Source organism: Phenylobacterium sp. (genome assembly GCF_035309685.1).
In the GTDB taxonomy this organism is placed as follows: Bacteria; Pseudomonadota; Alphaproteobacteria; order Caulobacterales; family Caulobacteraceae; genus Phenylobacterium.
Genome location: NZ_DATGEX010000065.1, coordinates 1 through 21,715 on the forward strand (window position 1 = coordinate 1; position 21,715 = coordinate 21,715).

17 protein-coding genes are annotated in these 21,715 nt (G+C 70.1%); 12 read left to right on the forward strand and 5 right to left on the reverse strand.

What is annotated here, in order from left to right:
* A partial coding sequence (locus VKQ35_RS20465; protein WP_324364577.1) for a hypothetical protein occupies positions 1 to 1,139 on the reverse strand: 1,139 nt, incomplete at its 3' end.
* 223 nt (positions 1,140 to 1,362) lie between these two features.
* Between VKQ35_RS20465 and VKQ35_RS20470 the strand changes: the two genes are divergently transcribed.
* Positions 1,363 to 2,121, forward strand: coding sequence for a response regulator (locus tag VKQ35_RS20470; protein ID WP_324364578.1), 759 nt, complete (start codon positions 1,363 to 1,365; stop codon positions 2,119 to 2,121).
* A 101-nt stretch (positions 2,122 to 2,222) separates the two neighbouring features.
* Positions 2,223 to 4,511, forward strand: coding sequence for an ATP-binding protein (locus tag VKQ35_RS20475; RefSeq protein WP_324364579.1), 2,289 nt, complete (start codon positions 2,223 to 2,225; stop codon positions 4,509 to 4,511).
* Between the two features lie 4 nt (positions 4,512 to 4,515).
* On the opposite strand, the gene VKQ35_RS20480 is transcribed toward VKQ35_RS20475, so the two are convergent.
* Entirely contained in the window at positions 4,516 to 6,417 is a 1,902-nt protein-coding gene (locus tag VKQ35_RS20480; protein ID WP_324364580.1) for a PQQ-binding-like beta-propeller repeat protein, read from the reverse strand.
* Positions 6,418 to 6,589: 172 nt separating this feature from the next.
* Here VKQ35_RS20480 and VKQ35_RS20485 point away from each other — a divergent pair, with 172 nt between their 5' ends.
* Both VKQ35_RS20485 and VKQ35_RS20490 read left to right on the forward strand, forming a co-directional pair.
* Positions 6,590 to 8,269 (forward strand): glycosyltransferase family 4 protein, encoded by a 1,680-nt coding sequence (locus VKQ35_RS20485; protein WP_324364581.1) that lies wholly within the window; start codon positions 6,590 to 6,592, stop codon positions 8,267 to 8,269.
* A gap of 130 nt (positions 8,270 to 8,399) precedes the next feature.
* A complete protein-coding gene (locus tag VKQ35_RS20490) occupies positions 8,400 to 10,049 on the forward strand; it encodes a S10 family peptidase (protein ID WP_324364583.1) in 1,650 nt (549 codons plus the stop codon).
* A gap of 76 nt (positions 10,050 to 10,125) precedes the next feature.
* Here the strand turns inward: VKQ35_RS20490 and VKQ35_RS20495 are convergent, their stop codons facing one another.
* Together VKQ35_RS20495 and VKQ35_RS20500 are read right to left on the reverse strand one after the other, a co-directional pair.
* On the reverse strand, positions 10,126 to 10,695 hold the full coding sequence (locus VKQ35_RS20495) for a hypothetical protein (protein WP_324364585.1): 570 nt from the start codon (positions 10,693 to 10,695) through the stop codon (positions 10,126 to 10,128).
* 10 nt (positions 10,696 to 10,705) lie between these two features.
* Entirely contained in the window at positions 10,706 to 12,910 is a 2,205-nt protein-coding gene (locus VKQ35_RS20500; protein ID WP_324364587.1) for a beta-glucosidase, read from the reverse strand.
* A 138-nt stretch (positions 12,911 to 13,048) separates the two neighbouring features.
* Here VKQ35_RS20500 and VKQ35_RS20505 point away from each other — a divergent pair, with 138 nt between their 5' ends.
* From VKQ35_RS20505 to VKQ35_RS20540, 8 genes are all read left to right on the forward strand, one after another.
* Positions 13,049 to 13,504, forward strand: coding sequence for a hypothetical protein (locus VKQ35_RS20505; RefSeq protein ID WP_324364589.1), 456 nt, complete (start codon positions 13,049 to 13,051; stop codon positions 13,502 to 13,504).
* A gap of 69 nt (positions 13,505 to 13,573) precedes the next feature.
* Positions 13,574 to 14,518, forward strand: coding sequence for a cation diffusion facilitator family transporter (locus tag VKQ35_RS20510; protein WP_324364591.1), 945 nt, complete (start codon positions 13,574 to 13,576; stop codon positions 14,516 to 14,518).
* Positions 14,519 to 14,619: 101 nt separating this feature from the next.
* Positions 14,620 to 15,234, forward strand: a complete 615-nt coding sequence (locus tag VKQ35_RS20515; RefSeq protein ID WP_324364593.1) for a DUF4129 domain-containing protein — start codon at positions 14,620 to 14,622, stop codon at positions 15,232 to 15,234.
* The gene (locus VKQ35_RS20520) at positions 15,231 to 16,478 is read left to right on the forward strand and encodes a hypothetical protein (protein ID WP_324364595.1); all 1,248 of its coding nucleotides are present in this window, start codon (positions 15,231 to 15,233) and stop codon (positions 16,476 to 16,478) included. Before VKQ35_RS20515 ends, VKQ35_RS20520 begins: the two co-directional genes overlap by 4 nt.
* Positions 16,465 to 17,421, forward strand: a complete 957-nt coding sequence (locus tag VKQ35_RS20525; RefSeq protein WP_324364597.1) for a MoxR family ATPase — start codon at positions 16,465 to 16,467, stop codon at positions 17,419 to 17,421. Before VKQ35_RS20520 ends, VKQ35_RS20525 begins: the two co-directional genes overlap by 14 nt.
* Positions 17,422 to 17,429: 8 nt before the next feature.
* Positions 17,430 to 18,743, forward strand: a complete 1,314-nt coding sequence (locus tag VKQ35_RS20530; protein ID WP_324364599.1) for a DUF58 domain-containing protein — start codon at positions 17,430 to 17,432, stop codon at positions 18,741 to 18,743.
* The gene (locus VKQ35_RS20535; protein WP_324364601.1) at positions 18,743 to 19,741 is read left to right on the forward strand and encodes a stage II sporulation protein M; all 999 of its coding nucleotides are present in this window, start codon (positions 18,743 to 18,745) and stop codon (positions 19,739 to 19,741) included. The genes VKQ35_RS20530 and VKQ35_RS20535 overlap by 1 nt, the downstream gene beginning before the upstream one ends.
* Positions 19,738 to 20,655, forward strand: coding sequence for an RDD family protein (locus tag VKQ35_RS20540; RefSeq protein WP_324364603.1), 918 nt, complete (start codon positions 19,738 to 19,740; stop codon positions 20,653 to 20,655). The genes VKQ35_RS20535 and VKQ35_RS20540 overlap by 4 nt, the downstream gene beginning before the upstream one ends.
* A 177-nt stretch (positions 20,656 to 20,832) precedes the next feature.
* Here the strand turns inward: VKQ35_RS20540 and VKQ35_RS20545 are convergent, their stop codons facing one another.
* Entirely contained in the window at positions 20,833 to 21,594 is a 762-nt protein-coding gene (locus tag VKQ35_RS20545; RefSeq protein WP_324364605.1) for a hypothetical protein, read from the reverse strand.
* Between the last annotated feature and the right edge of the window lie 121 nt (positions 21,595 to 21,715).

The following is a 21,715-nucleotide window of genomic DNA, read 5'->3' on the forward strand; positions in this document are numbered from 1 at the left end:
AGCCGCTCTGCGCGGCCGAACACCGTCCAGGCCGGGTTCGGCTTGACCGCGCTTTCCAGCACCCAGGCGTCGAGGTCAGTTCCCAGGCTGGACCGCCGGCCCCAGGCCGCGGTGGTCGACCACCAGCCACGGTCGCCGAACGGGACGGTGTAGATGGCGCTGGCCGAGACCTTGTGCTGGTCGACGCCGGGCTCAAGCTGTTCCGGGCTGATCTCGTCGGCCCAGGAGGCCTGCAGGGCCCAGTGCGCCGAGGGGTTCCAGGAAAGGCGCACGGCGGTGGAGTCCAGAGCCCCGGTCTCGATATCGTAGCGGTGCTGGTCGGGCTCGCGGCCGTTGTAGGCGCTGGCCTCGATCTTCCAGTCGCCGTGGACGAAGCCGCCGGTGACCACGCCAAAGGAGATGTGCGTCGAATCCAGCCAGTGGTGGCTGATCGGCGCCTCGGGACTGTCCATCACCGAGAGGCGGTGCATGAAGGCCGGCGGGCCGAAGGCCGGCTCGCCCGGCAGGCCGGCGTAGACGAACACGCTGTCGGCCGCCGAGAGCTTGAGGCTGTAGGAGGCGGAGAGCTCCATGAAGAGGTCGTGCGGGTGCTGGCGGTCGATCAGCGGGGTCTTGCCGTCCGCGGTCTCGCCGGTGGCCAGCAGCAGGGGATAGCCGCTTGGGCCCATCAGCGGGTCGGGGCTCACCATGGCGCGCAGTTGCAGGGTCCCGGCGTCGCCCACCGGCCGCTGCGCCATGGCCATCAGCATGCCGGAGGCGAACGATTTCTCGCCGCCGCGCGGCCCGTCCTGCTTGTCGTACACGCCGTTCAGCAGGCCGTGGAACATCAGCATCCAGGGGCCGCGCACGACCTCCAGCCCCCCATGGGCCGAGGCGTCCGGCTGCCAGGCGGTGCCCGACGCCTCGCGGCTCATGGCGTAGGGACCATAGGCGCCGCGCATCGAGTGGCCCATGTCCATGCCGGCCATGTCCATCCCGGCCATATCGCGCCCCATCTTGGAGTGATCCATGCCCGGCATGTCGGGCATCTCCTGGGCCCAGGCCGGCGGCGCCGCCGCGCCGGCGCAGGCGAGCACCGCGGCGACGGCGATCCGCGTCATCAGGCGTTGCGCGCCAAGAGGTTCGGTCGGCTTGGGCATGGCCTCCTGCCTATAGGCGAAAAGCGAGGCCGCGCCATCGGCCTGATGGCCGAACGCCGGTCTCGATAGTCGCGAGATCAGGGGCTACGTATATTTACGTATACTTGGATACGTAGAGATACGGAGGCCATAAGCTCTCTATAAAACATATACTGTTAAGTGTGTCTGGGATATATTTTCTCACATGTCCTCAGAATGAGAGACAAGATACGGGAGAGAGGAAATGTATACTTACGCCGACCTGACGCCCGACCTCCACCTCGTCGCCATCGGCGTGGTCATCTGGGTGGTCGCGGTCAGCATCGCCTTCGGCGTCTACATTCCCTTCCTGCGGCGTGACGGCAAGCTGTTGCGCGGGTTCGCGCCGCGGCGGCGCCGCGCCGACCTGCCGGCCTATGTGCCGCTGGCCTTGCGGGTCGTCGAGGATCTCGATCACGCGCCCCTGCCCGTCGAGCCGTCCGCCGATGCCCAGACCTTCGCAGAGCCGGCCTTCCCGGCGCCGGTGGTCCACCGGGCCGTCGATCGGGCGGTCGCCCAATCCGCGGCGGCCACCCCGACGCCGGACGTCACGCCGCCCCGCGAGCATCCCGAGACCTTCAGCGTGCTCATCGTCGACGACAACCCGATCAATCGCCAGGTGCTGGAGATCGTCCTCGACAGCGTGGGCATCGCCCACGCCTCGGTGGAAGACGGCCTCAAGGCCGTCGAGGCGATGCAGGCCTGCGCCTACGATGCGGTCCTGATGGATCTGCAGATGCCGGTGATGGACGGCTTCGAGGCGACGCGGCGAATCCGCGCCCTGGAGGCCGCCGGCGGCGCACAACCCGCCCGGATCATCGTCGTCTCGGCCAACTGCGCCGACGAGGATATCGCCGCGGGCCGCGAGGCCGGCGCCGACTGCCACCTGGCCAAGCCGGTCTCGGCCGCCGCTGTCATCGGCGAGCTCGCCGTCTGCCCCGCGATGGACCGCCTGGCCGCCTAACGGTTGCGGCGCCGGCAACCTTCGGATGTTGCTTGGCAATTCCACTCTGTTAACCCGTTCCGGCCTAGGTTGCCGCCGTTCCCCAACGGAAAGCCCAGCCAGTGTTTGCGGTACTGACCTGCATCTTCGTACAGCATGACCTGCGCCTCGTGGCCGTGGCGGCGTTCATCTGCATCGTCGCCGCCAGCACCGCCTTCGGCTTCCACGCGCGTGCGGTGAGGGCCTATGGCGCCCTTCGCTGGGCCTGGTTTGGGCTGACCGCCATGGTCGCCGGGTCTGGCGTCTGGGCGACCCACTTCATCGCCATGCTGGCTTACCAGCCGACCATGAAGATCGCCTACGACCTGCCGGAGACCGCCTTGTCGCTGTTGGTGTCGGTGGCCGGCATGGCGCTCGGCTTTGCGCTTCCGACCTGGCGGCGCGGCCTGCAGGCGGGCCTGATCGGGGGCGCCCTGGCCGGGGCCAGCATCGCCGTTATGCACTATGTCGGCATCGACGCCATCCGCACCCAGGCCGACGTCAGCTGGAGCATGGCCTACGTCGCCGCCTCGATCCTGATCGCCGCGGCCGGCGGCATGGCCGCCTTCTCGGTGCGCGACTACGTCAAGGGCGTCTGGGCCTGGGCGCCGCCCGCCCTGGTCTTCGTGCTTGGCATCGTCGGCCTGCATTTCACCGCCATGACCGCGGTGACCCTGACGCCGGACGCCACACTGGTGACCACCGGCCAGGTGATGGAGCGTGGCGGCCTGGCGATCGCCACCGGCGGCCTCGCCGCGCTGATCCTTCTGGCCAGTGTCAGCCTGGTGCTCATGGAGCGGCTGGGCAAGCGCAACACCTTCGTCAGCCTGCGCCACGCGCTGAACGCCGTGCCGTCCGGCCTGGCCTTCTATGACGCCGGCGACCGGCTGCAGATTTGGAACGAGGCCTTCGCCCGGCTGATGTCGGAGTGCGGCGTCGAAGCTGCGCTGGGCCGCCCGCGCGAGGCCTTCATCGAAGCCGCCAAGGCCAGCGGCTGGTTCGCCACCGTCGAGGAGGGCCCCGACCGCTGGGCCGCCGACACCGTGTCGCGCGCCCGCCAGGGCGTCTCCGAATTCCGCATGCCTGACGGGCGCTGGATCCAGCACGAATCCTGCCGAACCGACGACGGCGGCGGGGTGACCGTGCTCACCGACATCACCCTGCAGAAGCGCGGCGCCGAGGCCATGGCCGCCGCCCGCGACGCCGCCGAGGCCGCCAACCGCGCCAAGAGCGAGTTCCTGGCCAATATGAGCCACGAGATCCGCACGCCGCTGAACGGGGTGCTGGGCATCGCCGAGGTGCTGGTCCGCACCGAGCTTTCCGGCCAGCAGCGCGAGCTGGTGGGCGTGATTCAGAGCTCCGGGCGGCTGCTGAACGGCCTGCTGACCGACCTCCTGGACCTGGCCCGCGTCGAGGCCGGCGCGATCGAGCTACGCCCCGAGCCGACCGACCTCGCCGAGCTGCTGATCTCGGTGAAGGATCTCTTCGCGGGCTCGGCCCAGGAGAAGGGCCTGACTCTGAAGGCCGACATTCGCCCGGGCGTCGACGGCATCGTCGACTGCGACCCGCAGCGGCTGCGCCAGGTGCTGGGCAATCTGCTCAACAACGCCATTAAGTTCACCGAGGCCGGCGAGGTGACGCTGAGCGCGTCGCGCCGCGGCGGCGAGGTGCGTTTCGAAGTGCGCGACACCGGCGCCGGCTTCGACGCCGACCAGAAGGAGGCGCTGTTCCAGCGCTTCCAGCAGGCCGACAACTCCGCCACCCGCAAGCACGGCGGCGCGGGCCTGGGCCTGGCGATCTGCGATGAATATGTGCGGCTGATGGGCGGCCAGATCGCCTGCGACAGCAACCCGGGCCAGGGTTCGGTGTTCGGCTTCGCCTTGGACCTGCCCAGGCTCGCCGACAGCGCCGCCGCGGCCGTGGCCGCGCCGGCGCCCGTCGAAGAGCCGCAGGGCGGCGACTTCATGGTGCTGATCGTCGACGACAATGCGGTCAACCGCCGGGTGATGGAGCTGATCCTCGACAGCGTCGGCATCGGCCACGCCTCTGTCGAGGACGGACAGGAGGGCGTCGAGGCCATGAAGAGCGGCGCCTATGACGCCGTCCTGATGGACATCCAGATGCCGGTGATGGACGGCTTCGAGGCCACGCGCCGCATCCGCGAGTGGGAGGTCGACACCGCGCGGCCCCGCGCCCCGATCCTGATCGTCTCAGCCAACTGCCTGCCGCAGCACGTCGACGACGGCCGCGCCGCCGGCGCCGACGCCCATCTCAACAAGCCGATCTCCGCGGCCGAGCTGGTGGGCGCCCTGCAGAGCCAGATGCAGACCGTCGAAAAGGCCGGCGAGGCGGGCGAGCGGAAGGCCGGCTAGCGGCCTAGCGTCCGTCGACCGAGAACGCCATCAAGACGATGCCGGGTGTCCCGGACCGCGCCTGATAGCCGCTGCTCACATAGACCGCGCCGCCGGCGATGGTCGGGCCGGCGCCGTCCATGACTCCACCCTGCGCGCTCTTGCCGGAGACGGCCGTCACCGGCGCCGCGGCCGTGTCGTAGTCCCAGATCACCTTGCCGGTCTTGCTGTCGTAGGCGCGGAAGTGGCCGTTCATCGCGCCGGCGAACACCACGCCCGGCATGGCGGTCAGCGCCTGGGAGACGGCGCCGGTGCAGTAGGGAGTCTTCCAGGCGCAGGCGAGCTTGTCGCTGGGCGCCGACCACAGGAGCTCGCCGTCGGCGATGCGGAAGGCGTAGACGCCGGGCGCCGGCTTGGCGACGAAGATGTCGGAGACGCCGACGAAATAGCTTCCACCATCTGAGGCCGGGCCGAACTCGACGCCGCCCAGCGGGCCGCCGACGCTCAGGCGATGCTCCCAGACGACCTTGCCCTCATGGTCGGGATCGAGCGCATAGACTTGGCTCGACTTCTGGCCGACCAGGATCAGCTGCTTGCCGCCGGGCTGGCTCGCCAGCACCGGCGAGACGCCGAAATCGTAGTCCGGACCGGCGGGGTTGGGGCAATTGCCGCGCGGCGCCGGGCCGTAGCAGCCGATGATGTAGTTGTCGCCCTTGGTGAGCTGGTTGGCCCAGCGGATGGCGCCGGTCTTCATGTCGAGGGCCACCACCGCCTCGGCCCTTGGCGCGGCGATGTCGGTGTAGCTGTCGCCGGTGGTGACGTAGATCAGGCCGCGCTTGGCGTCGACCGTCGGCGCGCCCCAGATCGCCGCGCCCGCCGGACCGTACATCTGCACGCCCGCGCTGTTCTTTTTGAACGGCTTGGCGGGGTCGGCCATGTAGGCATGCCAGGCGATCCTGCCGGTCGCGGCGTCCACCGCCGCCACCTCGCCGCGGAACTTGCAGCACTGGTGGTTCACGTCCACCGCGATGGCCTCTTCCGCCGAGGACACCGGGATGTAGAGCCGGCCCGCGTGCAGCACCGGCGAGCCGGTCATCTGCACTTCCTGCTGGTCGGTGACCTGGGTCTTCCAGACCAGCTTGCCGCTCTCAGCGTCCAGGGCGTAGGCGGTCCGCTCCGTCCAGCCCGTGAAGTAGACGGCGAAGCGGCCGCCGATCTTGCCGACCGTGATGCTGCTGCGCGAGCCGCCCGGGATGTCGTAGCGCCAGTAGGCGCAGCCGGTCTTGGGGTTCAGAGCGTAGATCGCGCCGGAGCTGGAGGTCAGGAACAGCCGCCCGCCGACGACCGTGGCCTGGCCGTTGCGGCTGCCGGCGTAGGCGAAGGCCCACTTCAGTTTCAGACGCGGCACGTCGGCCGCCGCGATTCCGGGCTTGGGCTGGTAGCGGGCTTGCGTCTCGCCATTGCCCCAGCCGTTCCAGCCTGGGCCGGCGAGCGTCATGGGCGCGGGCTTGTCGGTGCAGGCCGGCGCGTCCGGCGTGGCGGCGCTGAGGCCGCCGTCCTTGCGGGTCGAGAGGTACGCCGCCACCGAGGCGATGTCGTGCGGCGCCATGCCGAGCGCCATCGGCCGCATGGCGCCTTCGATCAGCGTCTGGGCGATCGAGGTCGGGGTGTTCTGCGCGATCGTCGCCTTGGCCGGGACGCGGCCCGTGGGGTTGTCGTGGCAACTCGCGCAGCGCTTCTCGTAGAGTTGCTGGCCCAGCGCCGGGTCGCCGCCCAAGCCGGTAAACTGGCCCATGACGCCATTACCGCCTTCCGCCGCCGCCGCGCCTTGCGCCGGATCCTGAGCCCGCGCGGAGGACGCCATCGAGGCTCCGGCCAGGATCAGCCCGGCCACGGCCGCGGCGGCGAGCTCACGCGTCTTGCGCATCGGCGGACTCCTTCGATGGCGGCCGGTCAGGATGGTGTGCGAAGCCGGCCCGCCGCGCCAGGGTCATAGATCATCAAGTCTATGATGTAAACTAGTCTATATATATCCGGAACTCGCCGCCGGCCGAGGCCCGCGCCTTCCGGATCATCGGCCCGCATGGTAAGCGCGCGGCGTGAACCCGGCCCTCTTCTTCGAGCCTGATGGCTATCTGCTGACCGGGCCGAAGCTGATGGGCCGGCAGGTCGCGGGCAACGGTTTCCTGCGGGCCGCGGTGCTGGGCCGCGCGCCTGGTCCGCTGCCGGCCTACACGCCCTCGTCCGCCTCGGCCGAGGCGTTTCGGGGCGCGGTGGCGCAGATCGATCCCACCGCCGAAACCACCTGGATTCCAGGCTCCCGGCTCGACCTGCTCGCCCAGGCGGGAATCCTTTACCGGCCCGATCAGAACCTCGGGCCCATGGCCCGCCAGCGGCTGCGCGTCGGTCCCGCGGCCTACAGCCTGACGGGTGTCACCCACACGCTTTCCACGCCCTTCACGCTCGACGCGCTGGCCAAGACCCTGGTCGATCCGCTGATGCCTTGGGACGCGCTGGTCTGCACGTCGCGGGCGGCGCGGGCGGTGGTCGAAACGGTGCTGGAGCAGCAGGCCGCCTACCAGCGCTGGCGGACCGGGCAGGAGGTGGCGATCCAAAGCCCGCTGTTCCCGGTCATACCGCTGGGCGTCCATTCCGGCGACTTCGCCTTCACCGCCGACGACCGCGCCGCGGCGCGCGTCCGCCTCGGCCTCGCCGCAGACGAGGTCGCCGCGCTCTTCGCCGGGCGCCTGTCGGTCAGCGGCAAGACCCATCCCCACGCGATGTTCCTCGCCCTGCAGCGCGCCGCGCAGACCACCGGACGCAAGGTCGTCCTGGTGGTCGCCGGTCAGGCGGCCACTCCGGGCATGGACGGGCTCTTCCGCTCCGGGCTCACGGCCTTTTGTCCGGAAGTGCGGCCGCTGTTCGTCGATGGCGCGGATGCGGCGGCCTACCGCGGCGCCTGGGCCGGCGCGGACCTGTTCATCTCGCTCGCCGACACTATCCAGGAGACTTTCGGTATCACCCCGGCGGAGGCCATGGCCGCGGGCCTGCCCGCCGTGGTCAGCGACTGGAACGGCTACCGCGACACGGTGCGCGACGGGATCGACGGTTTCCGCATCGCCACCTGGGCGCCGCCGGCCGGCGCCGGCGAGGCGATCGCGCGGGATTTCGAGGCCGGGGCCTTGCGCTACGAGCAGTACCTCTCGCGGAGCAACACGGCCGTCACCGTCGACATGGGCCAACTCACCGCCCGCCTCACCGCCCTGGTCGCCGACGAGGCCCTGCGCCGGCGGATGGGCGCGGCCGGGCGGGCGCGGGTGGCGTCCGATCTCGACTGGTCGGTGGTCTACCGCAGCTACCAGGCGCTCTGGGCCGAGCAGACGGCGATCCGCGAGCGGGCGAACGCCGACCCGGCCACCGCCCGATGGCTGGCCCAGGCGCCCCGCAGCGGCGCCGACCACGCCGGGCCGTTCGACACCTTCGCCAGCTACCCGACCCGCCACGTCGGCCCCCGGACCCTGGTCACGGATATCTCCGGCGTCACGCCGCAGGCCTACCGCCAGCTCGTCGCCCATGAGCTGCTCGCGCTCTGGCCGGTGCATCCGCAGCTGGCCGACCGGCTGTTCGGCGCCCTGACGGACGGCCCCATGCGCGTCGAGGACCTCGCGCACGATTGCGAGCTGACCTTCGCCCAGGCGGCGGAAGTCGTCGCCCGGCTCGCCAAGATCGATCTCGTCTCGCTTTCGTCCGCCACGGGTGACGCGGCAGACACCGAATAACACGGTGACGAAATGTGACGGAAACACTGCGGCGCAAGGTTGCGCGCCATCAGCGTGTGGGGTTCCCTCGCACGCCGCGACGCGTGGGACTTGGCGCGCCATCGACATCCGCCTCCAGGGGGTTACCTGCATGATACGTAAGACCGTGGCCGCGCTCGCCGCGCTGAGCCTCACCGCAACCGCGACCGCCGCGCTCGCCCAGGCCGCCGGCCCAAGAGAGCGCCCCGCCGCCGCGCCCGCCGCCCGCCCCGACGAGCCCGGCGCGCCCGGTCCGGTGGTCGAGCGCAACACTTTCCGCGGCGCCACCGCCGGCGAGCACAAGATCACCGACGCCGACATCGCCACTGCGCCCCTGATGGAGCAGGCCAAGTCCTCGCACCACACCGTGACCATCAACGGCCAGACCATCGGCTACACGGCCACCGCCGGCACGCTCACCCTGCGCTCCGACGACGGCAAGCCGATCGCGTCCATGTTCTACGTCGCCTACACCGCCGACGGCGGGGCCAAGAACCGGCCGGTGACCTTCAGCTACAACGGCGGCCCCGGTTCGGCGTCGCTGTTCGTGCACATGGGCCTGGCGGGTCCGATGCACGTGATGACCGACAGCCCCAACGCCACCCACGGCCCTCCCTTCACCATCACCGAGAACCACGAGAGCCTGCTGGACAAGTCGGACCTCGTCTTCCTCGACGCCATCGGCGCCGGCTATTCGCGCCCGCTCGGCGACACCAAGGGGACCGAGTTCTGGGGCGTCGACCAGGACATCGACGCCTTCGCCCGCGGCATCCAGCGCTATGTGACGATCAACCATCGCTGGAATTCGCCGAAGTTCCTGTTCGGGGAAAGCTACGGCACCACCCGTTCCGCCGGCCTGGTCTATGCGCTGCAGCAGCGCGGCCTGCAGTTCAACGGCGTGCTGCTGCTGTCGTCGGTGCTGAACTACGGCGCCCATGACTCCGGCTTCGACCACAGCTTCGTCAGCTACGTCCCGAGCTTCGCGGCGACCGCGGTTTACTGGAAGCGCTCGGCGACCCAGCCCACCGACCTCAACGCCTATCTGAACGAGGTCCGGGCCTGGGCCGCCGGTCCGTACCTGACCGCGCTGACCAAGGGCGGGAACATCTCGCCGCAGGAGTTCGATGCGACCGCCAAGCAGCTGTCGGCCTACATCGGCATCCCGGTGGAGTTCATCAAGCGCGCCAACCTGCGCGTCGACCTGAACCACTTCCGGGTCGAGCTGCTGCGCGACCAGAACCGGATCCTCGGCCGCTACGACACCCGGTTTACCGGCATCAACACCGACAACGTCGGCGAGAACGCCGAGTACGACCCTTCCGACACCGGCATCAACGGCGCCTATGTCGCGGCCCTGCACGACTGGGTCGAACAGCTCGGCTACACCACCGACCTGAACTACTGGCCGTCAGGCCCGAACATCAACCAGAGCTGGGACTGGCGTCACCGTCCGCCGACCGGCGGCTTCGGCGGCGGCGGCCGGCGTGAGAACGTCGCCAACACCGCGGCCGACATGGGCGTGGCGATGCGCGAGAACCCGCACCTGCACATCTTCTCGCTGAACGGCCTCTACGACATGGCGACCCCGTTCTTCGGGACCGAGTACGACATCCAGCACCTCTATCTGGACCCCTCGATCAAGAACAACGTGCGCTACGCCTACTATCCGTCCGGGCACATGGTCTATCTGAACCAGGACGCGCTCAAGCAGCTGAAGTCCGACGTGGCGAAGTTCTACGACGACGCGCTGGCGGCGAAGTAGGCGTCACGGTCTGACGGCGAATTGAAGAGGCGCTGGGCTCAAGGGCTCAGCGCCTTTTTCATGTGCGGCGCCGCGATCAGCCCAGGGCGACGAATTGGGACAGGAAGTAGGCGACGCCCGCCAGGAGCACCACGACCGCAACCCATTGCACCCACCTGGCCGGGAACAGCGCGGCCGCCAGTCCGACCAGGGTCATCGGCAGGACCGACAGGTCCTCACCGATCCAGGCGTCGGCCGTCAGGCCGTTGGCGGACCGGTCCACATAGTTCTCCAGCATGGCGATGACGCCTAAGGCCACCATCGAGCTGGCGATCACCGGCCGATGCTTTGCGAAGAAGACCGGCATGTCGGCCTCGCCCTGCGGCTCGACCCGCATCGAGACCAGGGAGCAGGTGAAGTACTGCACCCCCGCCGTGGCGAACTCGAGCAGCACCCGTCCCAGGGTCCAATGCTGCACCCCCGACAGGTTGGCCGCCGACAGCCAGTTGGTCACCAGGATCAACAGGGCGAGGACCATCCATGCGATCAGCAGGCCGGACGGCCGCACCCGGTCCCGGGCCAGGATCAGTTCGGTCGAACTGCTGAACAGGTGGGTGAGGGCGATGGCGTAGATGAACGACAGGAAGAGCAGGACATGCTCGAACATTTCGCGCGCCCTACGGCTTCAGCTTCGCCGCCGCCACTGTGGCTGAACCCTTCAGAGCCACAGTCGCCGCATCCGGTCCGACGGTCACCTTGTATGCCCCGCCGTCCACCTTCCATCCGTGCGCGCCCGCATCCCAGTTCGCCAGCATCCGCGCCGGCGCGGTCACCGTGACGACCCGCGCCTCGCCGGGCTTCAGCGCCACCTTCGACCAGCCGATCAGCCGCTGCTGCGTCCGCTTCGGCCCCGCGGTCAGATAGACCTGCGGTGTGTCGGTCCCCGCCACGTTGGAGACGTTGGCGACCGTGAAGGAAGCGGTCAGCGTCTTGCCCCCGGTGACCTTCAGTCCGGAGTAACGGAACACCGTATAGGAGAGCCCGTAGCCGAACGGATAGAGCGGCTTTTCGCCCGACTTGGCGTAGCCGCGGTAACCGACGTTGGAGCCTTCGGTGTAGCGCACGTCGAAGGGCTTGGGCCCGGCGCCAGGCGTCAGGGTCTCGACCGCATCCTGGTCCGAGCCCGGAAGCACCGGCCGCGCGAGCTGCGCCTCGCTGGCCGGGAAGCTCACCGGCAGGCGGCCCTGCGGATCGACCTCGCCGAACAGCACCTTGGCGATGGCGTCGGCGCCCCGCGCGCCGGGAAACCAGGCCTCGAGGATCGCAGCGGTGCGGTCGCGCCAGGGCATGGCCACGGGTCCCGCGGTCTCCAGGACCACCACGGTCCTGGGGTTTGCGGCGGCGACCGCGGCGATTAGCCGGTCCTGGTCGCCGTCCAGCTTCATGGCGATGTCCATGCCCTCGGTCGACCATTGGGTCGCGAAGACCACCACCACGTCCGAGGCCTTGGCCAGCGCTGCGGCGGAGGCCGGGTCGGCGCCATCGTTGAACGCCACCTGGGCCCCGCCGGCGCGCGCGGCGATCGCCTTCAGCGGCGCGTCCGGCGTGTAGACCTGGCCGCCGCCCCACTGCGGCGCGCCCTTCGGCTTGGGATAGGTGATCGAGCCCGGCGGGATCACCTGCGAGGAGCCGCCGCCGGAGATGACGCCGATGTCCGCATGGCCGCCGATCACCGCGATCTTTTTCGCCGTCTTCATCAGCGGCAGCAGGTTGGTGTCGTTCTTCAAAAGGACGATGGCCTGCTCTTCGGCGCGTCCGGCCACCAACCCATCGGCCGCCGTGTCGAGTCCGCCCGCGACCACCGGATGATCGACCGCGCCGGCCGCGAACAGGCTGCGCAGATAGCGGTGCGCCATCTCGTGGATGCGCGCCTTGGAGACCTCGCCGCTGGCGACGGCGGCCTTCAGGGGCGCGTCGAAAAAGACCTGCTTATCGAGCTGCTGGCCGCTCTCCTGGTCCAGGCCCGCCTTGGCGGCGGCGACGCCATGCACCGCGCCCCAGTCGCTCATCACCCAGCCGGGATAGTTCCAGTCCTTGCGCAGGACGTCGGTGAGCAGGAAGGGGTTCTCGCAGGCATAGGTCCCGCCGACCCGGTTGTAGGCGCACATCACCGAACCCGGATGGCCGGCCTCGATGGCGATCTCGAAGGCGAGCAGGTCGCTCTCGCGGAACGCCGCCTCGTCGATCTGGCCGTCCAGCACCATGCGCCCGGTCTCCTGATCGTTCAGCGCGAAGTGCTTGATGGTCGAGACGATGTGGTTCGACTGGATGCCGGCGATCGAGGCGCCGTCCAGCGTGCCCGCCAGCAGCGGATCCTCGCCGAGATATTCGAAATTGCGGCCGTTCCTCGGATCGCGCAGCAGGTTCACGCCGCCGGCCAGCAGGGTGTTGAAGCCCTTTTGCCGCGCCTCCTTGCCGATCATCGCGCCGCTGGCGTAGGCGGTCTTGGGGTCCCAGGTGGCGGCGAGCGCCAGGCCCGAGGGCAGGGGCGTCGCGTCATCGTCCTTGCGCCCGGCGCTGGCGACGCCGAGGCTCGCGTCGCTCTCCGTCAGGTCGGGGATGTTCAGCTCGGGGACGCCCGGCAACCAGCCCGCCGAGATCTGTACGTTCGCCGGCTTTTTGGCCCCCATGAACACCGGCATGGAGCCGTGCAGCAGGGCGATCTGCTGGTCGAGGCTGAGTTTGGCGAGCACCAGATCGGCGCGGGCGTCGGGGCTGAGCTTGCGGTTCATCCACGGCTGGCCGGCCGCCTGGGCGACCGCGGGCGCCGCCAGTAGCAGCGCCGCGGCGCACACGCCCATCTTCAGCGTCCAGACCTTCATGACCGCCTCCCGAACCCTTGTTGCGGTCAGTCCTAGCCCATGCCCGCGCCGCCTCACAGCCTGCCCCAAGGTGAGGCTTGCGGCGCAGGGCCGACCGGGCGCACGCTGACCGCAATCAAAGATACGGGGAGGATATCCATGCGTAGCGTGATCCTGGCCGCCGGCCTCTTTGCCGCCGCTCTCGGCCTTTCAGCCTGTGACTCGTCGAAATCAGATACCGCCGCGGCGCCCGCCGCGCCCAAGTACGTCGGCCGATCCCAACAGATGTACCAAGGCCAGGACATGATCACCAAGGTCGACTCGGGCGCGATCAAGGTCGGCAAGGACGGGACGCTCGACATGCAGGCCAGCGGCAGCGTGCCGGGGCCCGGCTACAAGAACGCCGGCTTCCTGAAGCGGATCTACGCCGGACCGCCGAAGGACGGGATCTATGAGATGGATGTGGTCGCCGACGCCCCGTCTCCGGCCGGCGCCGCCGCGCCGACGCCGATCGAGGTGAAGGGCCCCTGGGAGAAGTATCCCGCCGATCGCGTGAAGGGGGTGAGGTTCATCTCCAAGACCAACTCCGTCGTGGCGATGCTGCCGGCGGGCTGATGCTGGCGCCCCGTTGACGCCCGCGCCGCGTTCGCCTCCTGATCGGGGCGGGCGCGGAGAGTGCGGCGGATGGCGCAAGGTTCGACACGGGTGGTGCTGGCGGCGCTGGCCGGCAACGGCGCCATCGCGCTCGCCAAGTTCGCCGCCGCCTGGCTCTCCGGCTCGACGGCCATGCTCACCGAGGCCGTGCACTCGCTGGTCGACACGGGCGATCAGTTCCTGCTGCTGGCCGGCCAGGCGCGGGGCCGCAAAGCCCCGGACGAGAGCCACCCGCTGGGCTACGGCATGGAGACCTATTTCTGGTCGTTCATCGTCGCCCTGATGGTCTTCTTCCTGGGCGGCGTGTTCTCGGTCTGGCAGGGCGTGCGCCACATCATCCATCCCGAACCGGTGGTCTCGCCCTGGATCAGCCTGGGCGTCCTGGCGGTGGCCGCGGTGTTCGAGGGCGCCTCCTTCCGCGTCGGCTACCGCGAATACAAGGCGGTGATGCGCGGGCGCACGGTCAAGGGCCGGCAGGTCAGTCTCTGGACCTTCATCAAGATCTCCAAGGATCCGAGCCTGGTCTCGGTGCTCTTGGAGGATTCCGCGGCGCTGATCGGCATTGTGCTCGCCGCCGTGGGCGTCGTCGGGGCGACCTGGCTCAACATGCCCTGGGCGGATGGCGCGGCCTCGGTGGCGATCGGCCTGCTGCTCGCCGCCGTCGCCTTCGTGCTCGGCAACGAGACCCGCAGCCTGATCGCCGGCGAGGCGGTGGCCGAGCCGGTGCTGGTGCAGCTCAAGGCGACGCTGGCGGCCATCGACTGCATCACCGAACTGCAGCAGATCGCCACCCTGCACCTGGGCCCCAGCGAGATCCTGGTGGCGCTGACGCTCAGCTTCCGGCCGCAGTCCACGACCGAGTCGCTGAACAGCGCCATCCGCGAACTGACTGCCTGCCTGAAGGCGGCCGACGGGCGCGTGGCCTATGTCTACGTCCGCCCCGCCGTCCAAGCCCCGGCGGCGGCTGTCTCCTAAGTTGCATTCGAGCCCTTCGCGACCTCCCGCGCCACTGCTAGGGTCGAAGGGTTCCGCACCGCCCGCGGCGCGGATAGGGGGCGCGGACAAGGGGGCTTTGAGTGGCGTCGGACGCCTATACCGCGTCGGAACAGAAGCTGGCGGCGGCGCACCAGGCGCTGCTGCACACGCGCGGCCTGCAGCTGGATTTCACCGCCGCCCCGCCGCCGCCGCAAATCCCGGCGTGGCTTGAGAGTCTGTTCCGCGCCTTGGTCGCGCTGGGGCCGATCCTGAAGTTCGTGTTCTGGGGCGGCCTGGCGTTGGGCGCGGCGCTGATCGTCTGGTTCGTGGCGCGCGAGGTCATGGCCACCCGCTGGCGCGAGACCAAGGCCGCGCAGCCCGTCGACTGGCGACCGGAACCGGCGGCGGCGCGGGCGCTGCTGGAAGACGCCGACCGGCTGGCCGCGGCGGGTCGGTTCGGCGAGGCGATCCACCTGCTGTTGTTCCGCAGCATCGACGATCTCGCGGGCCGCCGCCCGGGCCTGATCCGCCCGGCGCTGACCAGCCGCGACATCGCGGGTCTCGACCAGATGCCGGCGCCGGCGCGGGGCGCCTTCGGCCGCATCGCCGAGCAGGTCGAGCGCAGCTTCTTCGGCGGCCGGCCGGTCAGCGCCGACGACTTCGCCCATGCCCGCGGCGACTACGAGACCTTCGCCTTTTCCGAGGGCTGGTCGTGACCGCCGCCGCCGCTCCGGCGTCCGCGCACGCCCCGGCCTTCTCGGCCAGGACGATCCTGGCCTTGGTGATCGTCGGCGTCGTGTCGTTCTCGGCCCTGGCGGTGCTGGCGACCTTCGCGCCGGAGCTGCGCGGCGCCGCCGATCCAGGCGCGCACGCCCTCTCCGCTTCGGCGGTCGGCTTCAGAGGCGCGACGATCATGCTTCAGTCCGAGGGGACGCCCGTCGTGGTCAGCCGCGCCGAACAACATGGCGGCGCCTCAGTCGGGCCCCTGATGGTGCTGACGCCGACCTTCGTCTCCGATCTGAAGCCCTTCGCTGGGCGCGTCCCCCTCCTGATCGTCATGCCGAAATGGGTGGTGACGCCCCAGCCGCTGCACCCCGGCTTCGTCCAGAAATACGGTGCGGCGCTGAATACGGCCTACGCGACAACGGTGCTCGCGCCCTTCGCCACGTCGACCGAGATTCAGACCCGCCCCAAGGGCTTCAGCCGGCCGGTGCTGCGCGGAACGGGCGAGCGCTTCGCGCCGGGAACCTATCTGCCGCTCGGCCCGATCGACAGCTTCCAGACGCTGTCCGGCGCCGAGTGGCAGCCGATGCTGGTGGACGAGCAGGGCCACGCCGTCCTGGCCCGCGCCAAGGCGCACCAGAACGTCTATGTGCTGACCGACCCTGACCTCCTGAACAACCAAGGGATCGCCAATATCGACAATGCGCGGGCGGGGCTCGCGGTGCTTGAGGCGCTGCGCGCGGACAGCGGGATCGTCTTCGATGTGACCCTGAACGGCTTCAGCCGCGGCCACGGCGTCGGCCAGCTGATGCTGGAGCCGCCGTTCCTGGCCGCGACCCTCTGCGGCGTCGCCGCGGCCCTGCTGCTGGGGCTGCATGCGCTCGCCCGCTTCGGCCCGACGCTGACGCGCGGCCGCGCCATTGCGCTGGGCAAGGGTGCGCTGGTCGACAATTCCGCGGGCCTGGTGCGGATGGCGCGCCGCGAGGCCGAGCTTGCCCCAGCCTATGCGGCCCTGACCAAGTCGTTGGTGGCCCGGTTCGTCGGAGGGCCCCGTTCTGGGATTGGGGGCGCTCGCGACAACGACGCCTGGCTCGCCGAGCTGGCGCGCCGGGCCGGCGCCGCCGATCCGGCGGAACTCACAGCTCAGGCCGATCGGGCCGCGACGCGCGACGACCTCTTGGCCGTCGGACGCAACCTTTATCACTGGCGACTGGAGATCACGCGTGAAGGTCGATGAGGTCAGCGCGCTCGCCGCGCGGGTGCGGGAAGAGATCGGCAAGGCCATCGTCGGCCAGACGGAGACCGTCGACCTGCTGCTGACGGCGCTGTTCGCACGGGGTCACGTGCTGCTGGAGGGCGCGCCGGGCACGGCCAAGACCTTCCTGGCGCAGTGTTTCGCGCGAACGCTCAAGCTCGACTTCGGGCGCATCCAGTTCACGCCGGATCTGATGCCCGCCGACATCATCGGCGCCAATCTGTTCAACTTCCAGACCTCGAGCTTCACGCTCAGCAAGGGCCCGGTGTTCTGCGAGCTGCTGCTGGCCGACGAGATCAACCGCACCCCGCCCAAGACCCAGGCCGCCCTGCTGGAAGCCATGCAGGAGCGGCAGGTGACTATCGACGGCAAGGCGCATCCGCTGTCGGCCCGCTTCATGGTGGTGGCGACCCAGAACCCGCTGGAGCAGCAGGGCACCTATCCGCTGCCGGAGGCGCAGCTCGACCGCTTCCTGTTCAAACAGACCCTGCAATATCCCGACCGCGAGGAAGAGCGCCGCATCGTCGCCACCTACGGCATGCAGTCGGGCCAGACGGCGCCCGCCGACATGGGCGTGGCCCAGGTGGTGACGCCCAAGACCCTCGCCGACGCCGGCGCCGCGGTGGCCGCGGTCAAGCTGAGCGACGACATCGTGAGCTACGTCCTGGACCTCGTCCGCTCGACCCGGGAGACCGCCGACCTGCAGAGCGGGGCAAGCCCCCGCAGCGCCGCCCAGTTGGCGCTGGCGTCACGGGCCCGCGCCGCGCTCGCCGGCCGCGACTATGTGATCCCCGACGACGTCAAGGCGCTGGCGCTGCCGGTGCTGCGCCACCGGGTGATCCTGTCGCCGGCCGCCGAGATCGAGGGCCGCCGCGCCGACGAGGTGATCGCGGCCCTGGTCGACCGGGCCGCGGCGCCGCGCTGACGCGAACGGTGAGGCTCTATCCCACCCGTCTGGCGATCGGCCTGACCGCGCTCGGCGCGCCGCTGGCGCTGGCCGTGGGCCTGGCGGCGCCCGGACTGTGGAGCGCCGCGGCCGCCTGGGTGCTGATGTGCGCCGGCCTCATGCTGGCCGACGCCCTCTTGGCGCCCAGGCGGTCCGGCCTGGCGCTGACCCTGGACGCGCCCCGGGTCATGGGCCTGGGCCGCGCGCAGGACGCCAGCCTGGAGGCGCGTTTCCGGGGCGCCGCGCCGCGCGAGATCGAACTGGCGCTGGGCGTCAACGCGCGGCTCGCCGCCAGCCCGCCTCGCCAGACCCTGGCGCTGGCCGGCGGCTGGGGCCGGGCGATCGTCTCGCTCTCGCCACAGCGGCGCGGCGAGGGCCAGGTCGAGCAGCTCTGGGCCCGCTGGCGCGGGCCGCTGGGCCTCATCTGGCTGCAGCGCACCGAGGCGCCGGCGCGCCGCATCACCATCACCCCCGACGTCGAGCGGGTGAAGGAACAGGCTCTGCAGCTCTTCTCCCGCGACGCCCTCTTCGGCCTCAAGGCGCAGATGGAGAGCGGCGAGGGCGGCGACTTCCATGCGCTCAAGGACTTCCAGACCGGCATGGACCTGCGCGCCATCGACTGGAAGCAGAGCGGGCGGCACGGCAAGCTGGTGGCCCGCGAGTTCCGCACCGAGCGCAACCACCACGTCATCCTGGCCATCGACACCGGACGCCTGATGTGCGGCCCGACGCCGAGCGGCCCGCGCGTCGATCAGGCGATCAACGCCGCCCTGTTGCTGGCCTTCGCGGGCCTCAAGCTCGGCGACCGGGTCGGCCTGTTCGCCTTCGACGCCAAGCCGCGGGTCTCCAGCGGCGTGGTCGCGGGCGCCGCCGCCTTCCCGCTGATCCAGCGCCTGGCCGCGCAGATCGACTATTCCACCGAGGAGACCAACTTCACGCTCGGCCTGACCACGCTGGCCGGACGCCTCGACCGCCGGGCCCTGGTGGTGATCTTCACCGACTTCGCCGACGCCACCAGCGCCGAGCTGATGGTCGAGAATGTCGGGCGGCTGATGCGCACCCACCTGGTGCTGTTCGTGGTGTTCCGCGACGACGAGCTGGAGGCGCTCGCCCAGGCCGAGCCCCGCGAGCCCGACGACGTCTCGCGCGCGGTGATCGCGGCGGGCCTCTTGCGCCAGCGCGAGGTGGTGATCGGGCGGCTCGAGCGGCTGGGCGCGCGGCTGGTGGACGCGCGGCCTGAGGACCTGGGCCTCTCGCTGCTCAACGCCTATCTCGACGCCAAGCGCCGGGAGCTCATCTGATGGCGGAGCTGCAGCTGAAGAGCCACCGCTTCCGCGCCGAACGCGAGGCCGACTGGCGGCGCCTCGAGACCCTGCTCAACCGGGTCGAAAAGGGCGGCGCGCGGCGGCTCAACCGCGACGAGCTGGTGGAGATGCCGCTGCTCTACCGCCAGGCCCTGTCGTCGCTCTCGATGGCGCGGGCGATCTCCCTCGACCAGGGGCTGATCGCCTATCTGGAGAGCCTCTGCACACGGGCCTATTTCTTCGTCTACGGCACCCGCGCCCGGCCGCTGGAGCGGCTGGCCGGCTTCTTCACCGACGAATGGCCGCGCGCCGTGCAGGCGCTGTGGCGCGAGACGCTGGTCTCAGGCGTCCTGATGGCGCTGGGCGCGGTCGGCGCCTACGTCCTGGTGGCCCGCGATCCCGACTGGTTCTACGGCTTCATCCCACAGGCCCTGGCCTCCGGGCGCGATCCCATGGCGACCACGGCCTTCCTGCACGACACCCTCTATCAGAAGCTCACCGGCCACGAGGCGCTCGGCGCGCTCGCCGCCTTCCTGTTCACCCACAACTCGCAGATCGCGCTCTTCGCCTTCGCGCTGGGCTTCGCGCTGTGCCTGCCGACCGCAGGCCTGATGATCTTCAACGGCTGCATGCTGGGGGCCTTCCTGGCGCTCTTCGCCGCGCACGGCCTGGCGTTCCAAGCGTCCGGCTGGCTGATGATCCACGGGGTGACCGAGCTCTTCGCCGTGACGCTGGCCGGCGCGGCGGGCTTTTCCATCGGCTGGGCGGTGGCCTTCCCGGGCGAGCGGACCCGGGTCGACGCCGCCGCCGACGCCGGCCGGCGGGGCGCGCTCGTCATGGGCGGCGTGGTGGTGATGCTGTTCGTGGCCGGCCTGCTGGAAGGCTTCGCCCGCCAGCTCATTCAGAACGACATCGCCCGGCTCTCGATCGCGGCGGTCAGCGCGCTGGTCTGGGGCCTCTATTTCTACCTGCCGCGCCGCGCGAGGCCGGCATGACCGCCGTTCCCGCCACCGCCGGCAAGCCGAGGAAGCCGAGGAAGCCGATCCGTCCGCGCCGGCCGATCGACGACGGCTGGCGCGAGTTCGTCACCCCGGAAGGCGTGGACCTGCGCCTGAAGATCGGCACGTTTGGCGAGCGCTGCGCGGCCTTCCTGATCGACGTGGGGATCGTGGCGGCGGCCCTGCTGGCGCTCACCCTGCTGCTGGTCGCGATCGGGGCCGGGACCGGCTGGAAGGGAACCGGCGAGGCGGCGACCATCATCTGGCTGCTGGGCTTCTTCCTGGCGCGGGAGGCCTATTTCATCGGCTTCGAACTGCGGCCCGGCGGGGCGACGCCGGGGAAGCGCGCGCTGGGCCTGCGGGTCGCGGCGCGGGACGGCGGGCGGCTGACCGCCAACGCGGTCTTCGCGCGCAACGCCATGCGCGAGCTGGAGGTCTTCCTGCCGGCGAGCTTCCTGTTCGCCACGGGGATGGGGGTCGACGCCGGGCTGATCGTGCTGGGCGCGATCTGGAGCGGCGTCTTTGTGCTCTTCCCGCTGTTCAACCGCGACCGCCTGCGGCTGGGCGACCTCGCCGCCGGGACCATGGTGGTCAAGGCGCCGCGCCGCGTGCTGCGGCCCGATCTCGCCCAGGACGGCCCGGTCATGGTCGGCGCCGTCGCCTTCACCGAGACCCAGCTCGACGCCTACGGCATCAAGGAACTGCAGGTGCTGGAAGAGGTGCTGCGCCGCGCCGACCGCCGCGCGCTGGCCGAGGTCTCGACGCGCATCCGCGCCAAGATCGGCTGGGAGGCGCCGCTTGAGGTCTCCGACAAGGCCTTCCTCAACGCCTACTACACCGGCCTGCGCGCCCGTCTGGAGACGCGCATGCTGTTCGGCCACCGCCGCGCCGACAAGTTCGACCGGCCCTAGTGTGCTGGATTTGAAGTTCGCATCATTCTGGGTCGTGCTCTGTTGCGAACTTCAAATCCAAAAAAGCACACTAGAAGTATAGACTTGCTAGTGTCCTCATCGATTCCGAAGTTCGTCGGAGCCCGCCACAAGCGCTTACGAACTTCGGAATCGGGACACCAGCGCCGGCCGCCGGCCTCAGTCGAAGACCGCCGCCAGGTCAGCGGGACCGACGCCCTCGTTGACCCGCCGCAGTTCGACATAGAGCGTGGCGATCCCGGCAGAGGTCAGCATCCCGCTGGCGATGGCGATCAGCGGCAGCAGCAGCAGCGCCTGGAACATCGGGATGCCGGCGCCGGACGCGATACGCGAGGCGTTGCCGAACACGCCCGCCAGGGCCTCGATGATGACGAACGCCACGAGATAGAGGATCAGCACGGCGAAGATCCGCCAGCGGTTGCCCCGTGTCAGCGCCGCGCTTCGTCCGAACACCGCGAAGAGGCCGGGGCGCTCGGCCACATAGACCGGCACCGCGACGATCCAGGCCACCAGGATCATCAGGCCCGGTACGACCAGCAGGATCATGCCCAACACAATTGCGAGGTAGGACAGGATGCCGATGACCAGCAACGGGAGGAAGCTGGACAGTCCGACGCTCAGGCAGGCGCCAATGCTGGCGGGCTTGCCGTTGAGCTCGGTGACCGTGCCGTAGATCACCGTCCCTTGCAGAATGTAGAGGCCGATGGCGGCCAGGAAGCTCCCGGCATAGCTCTGCCAGGCGAACAGGACGCCGGCGCGCATGTAGGTCATGTTCAGATAGCCGGACAGCAGCGCCGGCAGACCGACCAGGATCGCGGCCAGCACGAGGAAGGTCACGAAGTTGCGGCCCAGCACCGCGAAGGTTTCCTGGATCACCCGGCCGATATCGAGTCGGCCGGTCGTACTGCTCATCGTGGTCATGAAATTGCCCTGCCCAGTTCCGCTTCCCTGCGGTCAGGCTAGACACGGCGATTGCCGATTGCCAAGCGGCGAACGCCTGGGCCAGATGCTGGGCCGTGCGCGGCCCTTGACGCCGCGCGCT

Excerpts from the sequence above, each read along its gene's own strand:
- VKQ35_RS20470 (WP_324364578.1), top strand. The coding sequence starts at position 1,363 with ATGTATACTTACGCCGACCTGACGCCCGACCTCCACCTCGTCGCCATC.
- VKQ35_RS20480 (WP_324364580.1), bottom strand. The coding sequence starts at position 6,417 with ATGCGCAAGACGCGTGAGCTCGCCGCCGCGGCCGTGGCCGGGCTGATC.
- VKQ35_RS20490 (WP_324364583.1), top strand. The coding sequence starts at position 8,400 with ATGATACGTAAGACCGTGGCCGCGCTCGCCGCGCTGAGCCTCACCGCA.
- VKQ35_RS20495 (WP_324364585.1), bottom strand. The coding sequence starts at position 10,695 with ATGTTCGAGCATGTCCTGCTCTTCCTGTCGTTCATCTACGCCATCGCC.
- VKQ35_RS20500 (WP_324364587.1), bottom strand. The coding sequence starts at position 12,910 with ATGAAGGTCTGGACGCTGAAGATGGGCGTGTGCGCCGCGGCGCTGCTA.
- VKQ35_RS20505 (WP_324364589.1), top strand. The coding sequence starts at position 13,049 with ATGCGTAGCGTGATCCTGGCCGCCGGCCTCTTTGCCGCCGCTCTCGGC.
- VKQ35_RS20510 (WP_324364591.1), top strand. The coding sequence starts at position 13,574 with ATGGCGCAAGGTTCGACACGGGTGGTGCTGGCGGCGCTGGCCGGCAAC.
- VKQ35_RS20535 (WP_324364601.1), top strand. The coding sequence starts at position 18,743 with ATGGCGGAGCTGCAGCTGAAGAGCCACCGCTTCCGCGCCGAACGCGAG.
- VKQ35_RS20540 (WP_324364603.1), top strand. The coding sequence starts at position 19,738 with ATGACCGCCGTTCCCGCCACCGCCGGCAAGCCGAGGAAGCCGAGGAAG.
- VKQ35_RS20545 (WP_324364605.1), bottom strand. The coding sequence starts at position 21,594 with ATGACCACGATGAGCAGTACGACCGGCCGACTCGATATCGGCCGGGTG.